Source organism: Seonamhaeicola marinus (assembly GCF_008085455.1).
Window position 1 is genome coordinate 311,163 of the sequence record NZ_VSDQ01000679.1, and the last position, 13,534, is coordinate 324,696.

The following is a 13,534-nucleotide window of genomic DNA, read 5'->3' on the forward strand; positions in this document are numbered from 1 at the left end:
TTACCAGGATAAATTCAATACTTCTAGTCTTGATTCATTTATATAGACAAGCTAAAATTAAAAGGGTTGCACGAGAAAGAAAAATAAATTTTAATTGGCATTAATTAAAACCCCATCGCTATTGGTTTGAACATTTATGCTAGGAGTACCTTTATAGTACAATGACCCATCGCTGCTTACAGAGCCGTTTAAGGCATTTAAACATGTAATTGATACACTAGCGTCTGAGGAACATGCAACGTTGCAATTTTGCGTTTTAAAATCGAACGCCTCTATTCTAGCATCACTACTTGCTTTTATGTTCATATTATTTGAAGATCCAGAAAGCAGTAGAAAGGCATCACTTGATACAGTTACATTAAAAGAATCCATGTTTTCAAAGCCTGTAACGTTTCCGAATGCATCTGAGGATAAGGTTATTTTTGAAATCTCAGGCATCGTTATATCAACACGTAGTTCTTTAAGCTTTCTAACTATTTTGTCTAATTCTAGGTATAAAACTCCATTTTTTACAGAGGTTTTTACGTGTTCTTGAAGATTATGACTGGTTGTAACTTCTACAGTATGTGTGTTCCCTTTTTTAATAACGACTTCGATGTCATTTGAGGCTTTTACAGCATTGAAGCTGGTTACCACACGTTCTTCTGAAGTAATGTCTGAAGAAGCTTTAATAAGGTCTATGGAGCATGATGATAGTAATAATACTAATGCGCCAAGTAAATAAAAAATGTGAATTGTTTTCATGATTGTGATGTTTTTGATTGATGATTTAGTTTGATTATGAAGTGCTTGAATTTCTACATATGTTTAATAGTTTAAGTTTATTATTAAGCGGGAATATTTGTTTACTGTATGTATTCAGAATAACACTTATTCCTTATAAAATTGGCGTATTACGGGTAACCGATACACTGGTTTCTCAACCAACCAGTACGTATCAAAAAGCTCAAAAAATATAAACCAGTGTATCTTTACCTAATTACCCAATTTATTGAAATGTATACGTTACAGTATCAAATTCTGAAAGCCTGAAATACCCAAAAGCGAAATTTTCTGGATTGGTTTGATTAATACAATTACCCTTTAATTTACCAGGAATAGTACTAAAAGGATCTCCAGCGGCATCATATTGTTCTATAAGTATGTTTATATAATGATCATATTGCTTGGAAATGCCGTATAAACTCATTTCAACAACATCACCCGGATTAAACTCCTCAAATTCATCTGAATCGTCACTTTCTTTTTCAAAGAATTCATCTAATTCATTTCCGTTTACAAATTCATCCTGTTGTGTCTCTAGCACAGGAACAATATCGCCTTGCTCATAAAACCTCAATAAATAATAATTCTCTTCATCTACTGGGTCATCCCAAAAAATAGAAACGTCTAATACCTCATCATCAAAACCACCGTCTATAGATTGTTCTACTCTTTTTATAGGTGACACCGAAACAAGTGTTTCTGAAGCTGTATATGTTTCATTATTATATACTATTTCTAGATTATAGGTATTGCCTAAAACTGGCTCGAAATTATTTATACTGTAAGTTCCATTATTCTGATTTACGAAGTTGTACATAACACCGCTATTTACATTGGTAACAGTAACCGTAGCATTGGTAACGGGGTTATTTCTATTACTATCAAAGTAAGGTGTAGACGTGCTTAATTTTACGATCTGTTCGTTTCCTGTTGTGCCTTTTTGCCAATCTAAAGAAGCTTCTATTACTAATCTTGGTGTTGCTGTTGGGACAGTTACATCTACAACATCTTCACAGGCAGTAATAGTTATAAAAAGTAATACAACTAGTGATTTTATATAGGTTTTCATTTAATTAAAATTTAAAGTTATACGTTATTGATGGTATGATTCCGAAAATCGATAATCTTGAGGCTTCATTAACGCCTGTATCTTGATTTTGAAGGAAGGAAATAGAAGCCGCATTTCTACGGTTATAAGCATTATAAATACCAAATACCCATTCACCTTGTAGTCTTCTATTTAAATTTTTCTTTGGCTTATACGTTGCCGATAAATCTAGTCTATGATAAGCCGGTAACCTACTCTCGTTTCTATCGCTAAAACTTGCTATGGATAGACCTTCATACTCATACTGTGCACTTGGATAGGTAACAGGTCTTCCTGTTTGAAATACTGCGTTAGCGCTAAAACTCCATCTGTCGTTAAATTTATAAACACCTGTTAGAGACACATCATGTGTTCTATCATAAGGGGTGTTGTACCAGTTACCTTCATTTATACCGGGACCACCAGCCTTTCCTCCCAATGTTCTTTGTTCAGATTTAGATAAAGTATAGGCTAACCACCCCGTTAATTTCCCTGTGTTCTTTCTTAATAAAAACTCCAAACCGTAAGATCTAGCCTCTCCGTTTAAAATTTCGGTTTCAATATTATTATTTCCTATAAGGTTAGAACCATCTATATAATCAATTCTGTTATCAACATTTTTGTAATACGCCTCTAATTCTAAAGAATATTTTTTGTCTTTAAAATTTTTGTAATACCCTGCGGCATACTGATTTGATAATTGAGGTTTAATAAACTTTCCACTTGGCGTCCACACATCAACAGGTGTTACAGAAGACGTGTTAGATAATAAATGTAAATATTGTGCAGACCTAGTATAACTAGCTTTTATAGAGGATTCTGGGTTTAGTTGATATGATAATCCAAACCTTGGCTCTAAGTTATTGTATGTTTTAATGCTTTCGCTTTTCTTAAAATCTGTTTCATCAATAGCTTGTCCTTCTTCGTAAATCCCAAAAGTACTGTTGTAAACTACAGGTGTTCCGTTTACATAATTAGTCATCGGTTGCCCTCCTAAACGACTAAATCTACTTAATCTAAGTCCATATTGGGCTGTTAACTTATCAGAAATTTTATGTTCAGCACTTATATAAGCACCACTTTCTAAAGCTCTTTTTTGATCTAGTTTTAAATAGTTAATAGGAGAGGTTGGCGAGGTTGGTTTTACTTCACCAGGATTTAGATTATAGTAAATACTGCTTAGTCCAAAATCTAGCTTTATTTTGTTGTTTAAATAGTATTTGAAATCGTACTTAAGATTGTAGTTAACTATATCTGCAATCCAATCCAACTCCACAAAGTCTAATACTATTTGATAATCATATTTACTGTAAATTAAAGATAGATTAGAAAATAACTTATCATTAAAAATATGGTTCCAACGTAGGTTACCTGAGGCATTTCCATAATTGTTTTCCATAATCTTATCTATGGCAAAAACGTCTCTTCCAAAATACCCAGATAGGTATAGTTTGTTGTTTTTGTTTATACTATAATTGGTTTTTAGATTTAAGTCATAGAACGAAATTTTATCGTTTTTTAACTCCTCAGAGGCTTTCATAAAGAGGTGCGCGTAAGAAGAGCGACCAGCTATTAAAAAAGACCCTTTATCTTTAAATAATGGGGCTTCTGCAGTTAACCTACTAGATATTAAACCAATGCCTCCATTAAGTTCAAAATTCTTACTATTACCATCCTTTTGATGTATGTCTAATACAGAAGAAATTCTACCACCAAAATTGGCTGGAATATCGCCTTTATAAAGCTTAACATCTTTAATAGCATCGTTATTAAACACGGAGAAAAACCCGAAAAAGTGAGATGTGTTATAGATAATGGCTTCATCTAGCAGTACTAAGTTTTGATCTACCGCTCCACCTCTAACGTTAAACCCGGGGGAGCCTTCGCCATTGTTAGTTACACCAGGCAACATTTGAATAGATTTAATGACATCTACTTCTCCTAAAACAGCGGGCATTTGTTTTATAGTAGATGCTTTAAGTTTAGAGACACTCATCTGAGGTTTTTTAATACTAATGCGCTCTGGCTCATCTGCTGTAATTACAACTTCGTCTAGCGTCTCTGACAGCTCATTTAATTCAAAATTTAATTCTAAGTTTTCATTAAGGTTAATATCCTTCTTAATCTCTTGATAGCCCATATAGGATACAACCAAGGTGTAATTACCGTTTGCCGCAGTAAGCGAATAAAAGCCATAATTATTGGTAATTGCACCGTTAGTTGTTCCTTTTAAAAATACGGTGGCTCCCATAAGGGTTTCTCCGTTTTTAGCATCTTTAACCTTACCTCTTACTGTGAAGTTTTGAGCGGTTAATAAACATGTAAATAATAGGCAAAAGCCTAAAAGCGATTGTTTCATTCTGTTCGTTTTTTGATTACAATTGATTGACATTTTTAAAGACAACCCATTACTTTAATGGTTGCATGTTCAACACAAATTTTTTGCGAATATTTTCAAAAACACTGTAAACAGAAGGGTTTTGGAGTGAAATTATTTTTTTTGGAGTGAAATGATGTCTATTTAGACAAGGCTTTATTGATGACCTCCGTATAAGATTTAGAAATAGGTACTAATAATGGTTCAGAAACATTGATGGAAAGGAATTGTTTTCCCTCTCTTCTAACCTTATGTTTAACATTTAAAAGGTTTACAGAATACGATCTATGGCATTGAATGATAGGTAATTTTTCTACTTGAGATAAGAAGGTTTTCATTCTATTTCTTATGATATGTTTTTTTACCATACCATCTAACACATAATAAGCAAGTATGTACTGATTACTAGATTCAACAAAAAGAAAGTTTCTTAAATCAACCGAAAAATCAACGTTATTGTTTTCGTCTTTAAATATTACCAACTCATCCTTTTGGTGTTCATTGTAGCTATTTTTGAATCGGTTTAGTTGTTCCTCTAGTTCATTTATTTCATAATTCAAATCCTTTATAATTATATAAAGAATGCATCCAAAAAAAGGAAAAAGTAAGATGAAAAAGGCCTTGAAATAGACTTTAATTTGAAAAATGATGTTCAGTTCTTTTTCAAAATCATTACCTAAATCTGGTATAACAAAGGAAAAAAGGAAACTTAAGAAAGTCATTCCTAGTGCTTCTATAAAGAACCATCCAATGTATTTTCTAATACTTACATACTCATAACCCAACCATTTTCTTCCAAAAAACTGAGAGAATGATAATCCAATAAATGTTGTAACCGAAATAGATAGAAAAAAAAGAAGGATACTAGATTTGGAATTTACCGGATTGGCAATTTCCTCAGAGAGTCCGTAGGGTTGAAATAATACTAAGAATACTAGGGCAAAAATTGTAGAACTTAAAATATACAACCACTTCCTTTTGTTTGTATTAAAAAATGAAAAAGGCTGGTCTAAAAAAGTTCTAATCTTCATTTCTTTTGGTTAGTTACATTTTGTAAACGACAAAACAAAGTACTTATTGTAAATAAAAAACCCTGTTAAATTTTAGTTCAACAGGGTTTAAAATATTGATTATCAGATATTTAACTGAGTTTATTTTTTGTACTCAGCATTTAAAGCATCCAAAATGCTTTGTGTTAAATCTGTTTCATCTTTACCATAAAGAACAGATGCAGCGCCTTCACTAGTTCCTAAAATAAAGTCATATTGATTAGCTTTACCATAATCTTTAACAAAGTCTTTTACTTTTATAATTAAAGAGTCTATCTCCGTTTGAAAAGATTGCGCTATTTGATTTTGCTCAAATTGAATTTGTTGTTGTAATAAAGATTGTTTTTGCTGTAATCCACCCATTAATTCCTGAGCTTTTTTCCTAGAAGATTTCTGAGCCTTTAATTGTGTCTGTTGTACTTCCAATTGGAATGCTTGACTCATACTATCCGTTTTTTTCTTAAAGGTATCCTCTAACCCTTTAAATTTTTCTTCTAAGTCTTTTTTCTCTTGGTAATCATTAATTAAAGTTCCATTATCTACAAACCCAATTTTTTTTTGTTTTTGACAAGATGTAAAAACTAAAGCTACTAAAAGAAGGTAAACTATTTTTTTCATGATGATTTGATTTTTTTTAGATCCAGACAAATGTAAAAAACTAAAGTTTAGAAACTGTAAAAAGTAAAAATTTCTAACTATAAGCAAAATTTATCATTATAAATTTAAAACATTGGAAATACTTATAAAAAACAAACCCAAATAAAGCGATTTAAGGCACTTTTAAAAATTGACAACACAAATACCTTTTGCACAGTATAAAAACACAAAAGGAGCATATTAAAATAAAAATTAGCTGTTTTTTATAATATAAATGAGAGAAGAGACCTCTTTTGTGGACAAAGCTTTAAAATTTGAAACGAATCCGTTAAAAAAGGCTTTTATAAAATTCATTTTTCCGGTTTTGTATTTTTCTGATAACAGACAAACATAAAACGCATCAAACCACATTGGTTTTATTTTTTCAACATTCATAGAAATTTTAGAAAACAAACCTGAAATTGATGTTTTATTAAAATGCCAAAGATGTCTTGGAACATCATAGGCCGCCCAAAATTCTTTGTAAAGTTGGGCGTCATAACTTTTATAATTTGGTACCGCAATTATAAGTCGTCCACCAGGTTTTAATAATTTCTTTAAAAGGTTTACTTGCTCTTCAAGGTTTGGTAAATGTTCTAAAACATGCCAAAGTGTAATTACATCATAAGAATGCTCATGAAATTCCAAAAGCTGTTCAATATTAAAAACTGAGTTATTTGTTTTTTTATTGGCTATAGCTCTTGCATCATCATTTGGTTCAATTCCGGAAACTATCCACCCATTTTTTTGAGCTGCATGTAAAAAGTCTCCTGTACCACAACCAATGTCCAATAATCTTTTTTCACTTGAAGGTTTTTCAATAAATGAATTAATAAGTTTTACTTTCTTGTTTAAGGTAAAGCTTCTTACCAAATGGTAAACATTCTCAAAAAGATTGCGTTTAGTGTCTGTATGAGAAATGTAATCTTCGCTCTCGTAATATTCTGGAAGTTTTTCTTTTGAAGGTTGCGGACGTGTTTCTAAGAAACCGTATTCTGGGTTTTCTATTAATTCGAATACTTCTCCAGAAACGGAATGGTCTTTTACTTTTAAGTACATATCTTATTTAGTCTCTATTTTTTATTTAATAAAAACGACATATAACTTCCTATTTGTTTGATTGCAAATAAAGATCAATTGCCTTTACATATTTTATAGCACCTAGTTTTGTTTGATCAAATATAAACCCATTAAGTTCTGGATGATTGCTTTCAACCCAATTTAAAAGTTTAGTTCTATTGTTACTAAAAATGGAATCATTAAAAACTATATATTCTACGATTTCAACATTAGAAATTTTACTGTTTTTAAATCTTAAAATCTGATTGGTTACAATTGGCGTTTCATTTAAAAAAAGTATTCTTCTATCCTTTTGTGAAACTTGAGCTTTAATATAGTCTTGTTCTTTTTCGATTTTTAGAATTTCATATTCTGAATTAAATACAGAATCCCATTTTAATAATTCTATATAATCTTCTTGAGAAAACACTTTTGTATAGCTTAGTTCTTTTGTTACTATACTGTCTCCAATAAGGCTTGGTATTTTAGAAAAGGTTTTAGTATTTAAAACATCATAATACACTTTAGCTAAGTTAAGGCTATCCTTTTCTGCTTTACAGGAGATTAAGATTGCAAAGCAAAAGCACAAAACTAAGGTTAAGTTTTTCATTAAATACTAAATTATTTTTTATTGTTCCACGTGGAACATTAGGTGATGTTTTTTAAATAATTTCAAAAAGTTCAAAACTTTTCGCGAATTTATCTCCCCATATAAACCAGTAACACAGAAATATCATTTGGAGATACCCCACTAATTCGTGAAGCTTGAGAAACGGTTGTAGGTTGAATCTTCTTTAATTTTTCACGAGCCTCAAAACTCATAGATTTAATCTGAGAATAATCAAAATTAGCTGGGATTTTTACATACTCCAACCTATTTAACTTATCAGCATTATTCTTTTCCTTAGCTATATATCCAGAATATTTAACCTGAATTTCTGTTTGCTCTATCACTTCCCTATCCAAATTGTATTCCTCAATATAACGCTCAACACTATTTACTTTTCTAATATCCTCCATTTCAATATTAGGTCTAGCAAATACCTTAAACAATTTCCCGGACTGTTTAACAGGCGAAGAATTTTTACTTTCTAAAATTGGATTAATCTCTTCTGGCTTTACACTAGTGGTTTCAAAAAATGACACAAATTGTTTTGCAGCTTCATGCTTTTCTTCCATACGTTTTAAACGCTTTTCAGAAGCCAAACCTAATTCATAACCCTTTGGTGTTAATCTTAAATCGGCATTATCTTGTCTAAGCAATGTTCTATACTCAGCCCTTGATGTAAACATTCTATATGGTTCTTCAGTTCCTTTAGTAATTAAATCATCTATTAAAACACCAATATAAGCCTCGTCTCTTTTTAAAGTAAACGCTTCTTTTTCTTGAACTTTTAAACTTGCATTGATACCGGCCATTAAACCTTGAGAAGCGGCTTCCTCGTAACCTGTAGTTCCATTAATTTGTCCAGCGAAATACAACCCATTAACCAACTTTGTTTCTAAAGTATGCTTTAATTGTGTTGGAGGGAAATAATCATACTCAATTGCGTATCCAGGTCTAAAGAACTTTACGTTTTCAAATCCTGCCACCGAACGTAATGCTTTAAATTGAACATCCTCGGGTAGCGATGTAGAAAACCCGTTAATATAATATTCAACGGTATTCCATCCCTCCGGTTCAACAAACAATTGATGTCTATCTTTATCTGCAAAACGATTTATTTTATCTTCTATAGACGGACAGTATCTTGGTCCTAAACTTTTAATTCTTCCGTTGAACATAGGTGATCTATCAAAACCTTCACGAAGTAAATCGTGCACCAAAGGACTTGTGTAAGACATGTGACAAGATCGTTGCTTGTCTAAAGATTTTGTAATATCTAAATAAGAGAATTTCTCAGGATTATCATCTCCCGGTTGTTCTATCATTTTAGAAAAATCTAATGACCTACCATCAACTCTTGGAGGTGTTCCCGTTTTCATTCTGCCCGAATCAAAACCTAAATCAACAAGCTGTTCTGTAATTCCTGTAGCAGCTTTTTCACCTGCTCTACCACCACCAAAATTCTTATCACCTATATGTATTAAGCCATTTAAAAAAGTACCATTAGTAAGCACTACAGATTTAGCTTTTACCTCTACACCAAGTGATGTTTTTACACCTACAACCCTATCGCCTTCAATAAGCAATCCAGACACCATCTCTTGATAAAAATCTAGGTTTTCTGTTTGCTCTAAAAGCATTCGCCAATCTTCTGCAAAACGCATTCTATCACTCTGCACTCTAGGACTCCACATAGCTGGACCTTTAGACTTGTTCAGCATTTTAAATTGAATAGCTGAGGTATCAGAAACAATTCCGCTATAACCACCAAGGGCATCAATCTCTCTAACAATTTGACCTTTTGCTATTCCACCCATGGCTGGATTACAAGACATTTGTGCAATGTTCTGTAAGTTCATTGTAACCAACAATGTCTTACTTCCCATATTAGCCGCTGCCGCAGCAGCTTCACTTCCTGCGTGCCCACCTCCAACTACTATTACATCGTAAACTTCGTTAAACATAACTCAATACATTATCATACGTTCCACGTGGAACATATTACATATTACATAAATTCAATTGAATAGACTCCTTATGTTCCACGTGGAACACACCTCATAAAATCAGTGCAAATATACTGTGAAAATAATTAAGATTTAAGAGCAGCTAAGTATTCGTTTTCTTTAGCTCTCATAGTAGACTTCTCATCTTTTGTTTTGTCCTTATAACCGCAATAATGCAATACCCCATGCGCCATAACCCTGTGTAGCTCATTCATAAAGTCCGTGTTAAAATCATTAGCGTTATCCCTTACCCGTTCAACAGAAATAAATATATCACCCTGTATGAGTTTTCCAACAGTATAGTCGAAGCTAATAATATCAGTAAGGGTGTCGTGGTTAAGAAACTCAACGTTAAGTTTGTGCAGGTAAATATCATCACAAAACACATAATTAATTTCTTCTAATTTGAAACCTTCAGCCTTAATTAACCCCGCTATCCAAATCCTTAAATTGTCCTCTTCCTGAAGTTTAAACTCTGTTTCGTAATTAAAATTAATCATTTGTTTTATTAAAATACTCCTGTACTTTCTTTTTGTAAATTCCCCGCAAAGGTACAGCTTGTTTATCTAATATTTCAATAGTCTTGAAATATTCCTTAGCCTTTGGAATAGCATTTTTTGAATTAGAATTATAGGTGTCCTTATTAGTTTTAGATTCTCTTTTATCATCCTTTCCTTGTTCTAAAACCGCATTTTCTAATTTCATTAATTCATGTTTAAGATTAAGCATTTTTTGTAAGGTTTGATTCGTAAATCCTTTATTTAAAAGATCTAACTCTACATCCTCCATTTGCTTAATTAATCTATTTCCTTTTGAACCCAAACCTTGCTTTTCTATTTCCTTTTGCAACGACTCTCGTAACTCCTGTTGCCTTTGATAAATTTCAAAAAGTTCACCATTTAAGTCTTCGTTAAATTGATCGGATTCACCTTCGCCTTCACTCCCCTTTTCACCAGGTTTCTTTTCTCCATCCGTTCCATCCTTCTTGTTTCCTTCTTTAGACTCTCCTTCACTTTCCCCTTCTTTTTTCTTTCCCTTTTGTTTTGATTTATTTGCTGCATCTTTCATCATTTGATTCAACTGTTCTTGACTCATAATGATGTCTGGCAATTGTTCATCTCCCTTACCCTTACCAGCCGACATATTCATATTCTCTTGCATATTATCCAAAATATCACTTAGAAAATCAGCAAGATTATTTGTAGCTGTAACCGCAAATTGTTGGTTTGCTACACCTTGATATAATTGGTTCTCTGCTAACAAATCTATAGCCTTATCTATATTAAAATACACCTCTGTAATCTCCTTATTCACCTTCTCGGATAACTTAGGTTGGCGTAAAGACAATGCAAATAAGCTATCATCAATATGTTCAAAATGCTCTTTTAAATTATGTTGCTTTCTTAAGTGCGAGGCGAACTTACTATGATTAACATCTATAGATTTGAAACTATTCATAAGCGCTTCTTCATCAAAAGAAAATAAAACAAGGTTATCCAAAATCTGTCTTAACATATCCATATCCTCTTGCATTTGCTCACCAGAATTAGATTGCATACTAGACTGCATTTGTTGGCTCATTTGTTTCATTTTCTTGGCAGCATTCTTTTGACTTTTCTGAGCACTTTTCTTATGTTGTTTTTGCTTTTCTTTTGCATCTTCTGGAGCACCCTCTGGTAATGTTTCTCGTTCTGAATTCTTCAACTCCTCTGATGCCTTATTCTGTTCCTTTTGAATTTCATTTTCCTCCAGTTTATCCTGTGGTATTTCAAAAGGTTTTTTAAGATCTTTATTCTCTTTCTTTAACTCCTCTAAATCATTTTTAAAATCTTCAAATGCTTTGTTAAGTTCATCCTGCTTTTCAGAAGTATTCTCTTCCTCTTCATTCGACAACTTCTCTTGATCTGAGGCCATTTTTTGCAAATCGTCTTTTAATTTTTCCAGCTTCTTCTCAACGTAATACCTCTTAGTTAATTCCAAAAGTTGCTGCAGACTTCTTTTTTTGTTTTTATTTTGCTTAGCTAATTCTTCTAATTTTTTTACAAGCTGCTCCTTGTTAATTTTGTCTTGAATCTTCTCAAGTTCCTTTAAAAGTTTTTCGTCTTTTGTCAGTTGTTTTTCATTCTCTTCAAGCCGTTTTTGTAAATCCTTCTTAAATGCATCATCTTCCCTATCCTTTTGAAATTCCTTTAAATTATCCTTCAGTTTCTTATTGAAGTTTTTCATCATTTCATCCTGTTCCTGCTGCCTACGTAAAAAAGATTCAAACTTCTTTTTATCATTAAAATTTAAATTAGGTTTTTCCTTTTGTGTCTGTGTAATTTCCTTTAAGGTCTTCTCCTGAGATTTAAACTTATCTAAAGATTTATTAAGTTGATTTATGGTATTACTTTGATCATTTAGTTGTTTCCTTTCCTCTTCTGCCTTAGTCCTTTTTCTATAACTAAATACTTTACTTTTTGCACTCTTATAACCGTTTAAATAGTCATTATCTCTAACTTGAAAATAAAGATTATAAGCAACCCCTTCTAGCACATTTATATCATCTGGAAATGCACTTAAGAACTCTGTTACATTAGAATTATTAAACGTTATTTCTTTAATGCTTTTATTGGCTTCATCTTCTACTGGATAATACACCAATTGTAACTTACTAAAACCATAATCATCATTAGCTTGACCAAAAAAGTAAAGTGTCTGATTATCTAAACTATCTACTTTTACTTCGACATCTATCTCAGGATATCTATCCTTTACAACATCTATTCTAAACGAAAGATTTTCATAGTTCGTTAAATCTTTATTGTTTGTACTAATTTTATAATCCAGCGCATTTTTTACATTCTTGAACGTAGTATAACGTCCATTTTCATGTTTATCAAATCTAACTGTATCTTTGGCAAATAAGTTTACATAATCTGTTGCATTGGTATTTAAATTCCATGTAACTTTTGTGCCTTCAGGAACAATAGTGTTTCCCGTTCCTTTTAAAACTTCGTCTCTTTTATTCGTATAACCAGGATAATCCAAAACCATTTCGAAATTAAGAATTGAAGGTGCCTTAATAACCTCCAAATTATAGAACTTAGAAGTAACCTCATTGGCCACCAGTTGGAACTCTAAAGATGATTTAGGTTGGATAAAATCATACTCAAATCCACCTAATTCTGTTTGTTTTAAAAAATAAGTTTCCCCATCATACTTTACTTGAACGTTTTCTGGATAAACATCACCTGTAGTCTTTACGAGCAATTTATAATCCTTATTTTCTACAGTTTGTAAAACCTCATTAACCACTAAAAATTGGAAAGGCGCTGGTTGCTCATAAAAGGTTTTATAATGCACTACTCTATCATAACTTTTACTAAACCAATTTAGATTATCAGTCAAAAAAGTAACCAGTAAAATTAGAATAGGTATTGCGGCATATTTTAAGTACTTAACATTTTCTTTGAAATTAACTGCCAACCTAAAAGGAATTGGTTTTAATTCTACAGACTTTTGCTCTATACTTGCAAGTAACAATTCAGATTGTTCATCACTGCTATTTAGTTGTAGGATATTAAGTAACTTATCTTTTACCTCTGGAAAATGATTTCCAATAATTCTAGACGCATCTAAGTAATTAATACCTTGTTTAAGCTTTAACAACTTAGCAATTGGTAACACAATAAACTTACCCAATAGAAACAGTTCTACAACAACAAAAAGCCAAAACAAAATGGTTCTAGATCCTGTTCCTAACCATAGCACATATTCAATAAAAAGTGTGAATAAAAAATATAGCAATCCTATGGCGAAAAATAAAATGCTTCCCTTAAGTAATTCGTTAATATAATAGCGTCTTATAAACGCTTCTAACTTACCTTGTATGGCTTTAAAACTTTGCATAACACTAAACTACAATTTTATTTATAACAGTGTTTATAATAATGTGTTAATTGTATC

At 31.8% G+C, this 13,534-nt stretch carries 10 protein-coding genes; all 10 read right to left on the minus strand.

Annotation, left to right across the window (positions count from 1 at the left end; genetic code table 11):
- Nucleotides 1–90: 90 nt before the first annotated feature.
- The 10 genes from FUA24_RS12545 to FUA24_RS12590 all read right to left on the minus strand — a co-directional run bounded on the left by FUA24_RS12545 (nt 91) and on the right by FUA24_RS12590 (nt 13,477).
- Nucleotides 91–744 carry a head GIN domain-containing protein gene (locus tag FUA24_RS12545; protein WP_148542805.1) on the minus strand — a complete coding sequence of 218 codons (654 nt, stop codon included), beginning with the start codon at nt 742–744 and terminating at the stop codon, nt 91–93.
- A gap of 244 nt (nt 745–988) precedes the next feature.
- Nucleotides 989–1,834 carry a DUF4249 domain-containing protein gene (locus FUA24_RS12550; RefSeq protein ID WP_148542807.1) on the minus strand — a complete coding sequence of 282 codons (846 nt, stop codon included), beginning with the start codon at nt 1,832–1,834 and terminating at the stop codon, nt 989–991.
- 4 nt (nt 1,835–1,838) lie between these two features.
- A complete protein-coding gene (locus FUA24_RS12555; RefSeq protein WP_148542809.1) occupies nt 1,839–4,211 on the minus strand; it encodes a TonB-dependent receptor in 2,373 nt (790 codons plus the stop codon).
- Between the two features lie 158 nt (nt 4,212–4,369).
- Nucleotides 4,370–5,260, minus strand: a complete 891-nt coding sequence (locus tag FUA24_RS12560) for a LytTR family DNA-binding domain-containing protein (RefSeq protein ID WP_148542811.1) — start codon at nt 5,258–5,260, stop codon at nt 4,370–4,372.
- A 120-nt stretch (nt 5,261–5,380) separates the two neighbouring features.
- On the minus strand, nt 5,381–5,896 hold the full coding sequence (locus tag FUA24_RS12565) for an OmpH family outer membrane protein (RefSeq protein ID WP_148542813.1): 516 nt from the start codon (nt 5,894–5,896) through the stop codon (nt 5,381–5,383).
- 231 nt (nt 5,897–6,127) lie between these two features.
- Nucleotides 6,128–6,973, minus strand: a complete 846-nt coding sequence (locus FUA24_RS12570) for a class I SAM-dependent methyltransferase (protein WP_148542815.1) — start codon at nt 6,971–6,973, stop codon at nt 6,128–6,130.
- 49 nt (nt 6,974–7,022) lie between these two features.
- Nucleotides 7,023–7,583, minus strand: coding sequence for a hypothetical protein (locus FUA24_RS12575; RefSeq protein ID WP_148542817.1), 561 nt, complete (start codon nt 7,581–7,583; stop codon nt 7,023–7,025).
- Between the two features lie 89 nt (nt 7,584–7,672).
- Nucleotides 7,673–9,544, minus strand: coding sequence for a tRNA uridine-5-carboxymethylaminomethyl(34) synthesis enzyme MnmG (gene mnmG / locus FUA24_RS12580; RefSeq protein WP_148542819.1), 1,872 nt, complete (start codon nt 9,542–9,544; stop codon nt 7,673–7,675).
- A 128-nt stretch (nt 9,545–9,672) separates the two neighbouring features.
- Nucleotides 9,673–10,086 (minus strand): rRNA maturation RNase YbeY, encoded by a 414-nt coding sequence (ybeY, locus tag FUA24_RS12585; RefSeq protein WP_148542821.1) that lies wholly within the window; start codon nt 10,084–10,086, stop codon nt 9,673–9,675.
- Complete coding sequence (locus FUA24_RS12590) at nt 10,079–13,477, minus strand: DUF4175 family protein (protein ID WP_148542823.1); 3,399 nt, start codon at nt 13,475–13,477, stop codon at nt 10,079–10,081. The genes ybeY and FUA24_RS12590 overlap by 8 nt, the downstream gene beginning before the upstream one ends.
- Nucleotides 13,478–13,534: the final 57 nt, after the last annotated feature.

What these genes read in the sequence shown, in the direction of transcription:
- FUA24_RS12570 (WP_148542815.1), bottom strand. Translation starts at nt 6,973, where the DNA reads ATGTACTTAAAAGTAAAAGACCATTCCGTTTCTGGAGAAGTATTCGAA.
- FUA24_RS12560 (WP_148542811.1), bottom strand. Translation starts at nt 5,260, where the DNA reads ATGAAGATTAGAACTTTTTTAGACCAGCCTTTTTCATTTTTTAATACA.
- FUA24_RS12550 (WP_148542807.1), bottom strand. Translation starts at nt 1,834, where the DNA reads ATGAAAACCTATATAAAATCACTAGTTGTATTACTTTTTATAACTATT.
- FUA24_RS12590 (WP_148542823.1), bottom strand. Translation starts at nt 13,477, where the DNA reads ATGCAAAGTTTTAAAGCCATACAAGGTAAGTTAGAAGCGTTTATAAGA.
- ybeY (WP_148542821.1), bottom strand. Translation starts at nt 10,086, where the DNA reads ATGATTAATTTTAATTACGAAACAGAGTTTAAACTTCAGGAAGAGGAC.
- mnmG (WP_148542819.1), bottom strand. Translation starts at nt 9,544, where the DNA reads ATGTTTAACGAAGTTTACGATGTAATAGTAGTTGGAGGTGGGCACGCA.
- FUA24_RS12565 (WP_148542813.1), bottom strand. Translation starts at nt 5,896, where the DNA reads ATGAAAAAAATAGTTTACCTTCTTTTAGTAGCTTTAGTTTTTACATCT.
- FUA24_RS12575 (WP_148542817.1), bottom strand. Translation starts at nt 7,583, where the DNA reads ATGAAAAACTTAACCTTAGTTTTGTGCTTTTGCTTTGCAATCTTAATC.
- FUA24_RS12555 (WP_148542809.1), bottom strand. Translation starts at nt 4,211, where the DNA reads ATGAAACAATCGCTTTTAGGCTTTTGCCTATTATTTACATGTTTATTA.
- FUA24_RS12545 (WP_148542805.1), bottom strand. Translation starts at nt 744, where the DNA reads ATGAAAACAATTCACATTTTTTATTTACTTGGCGCATTAGTATTATTA.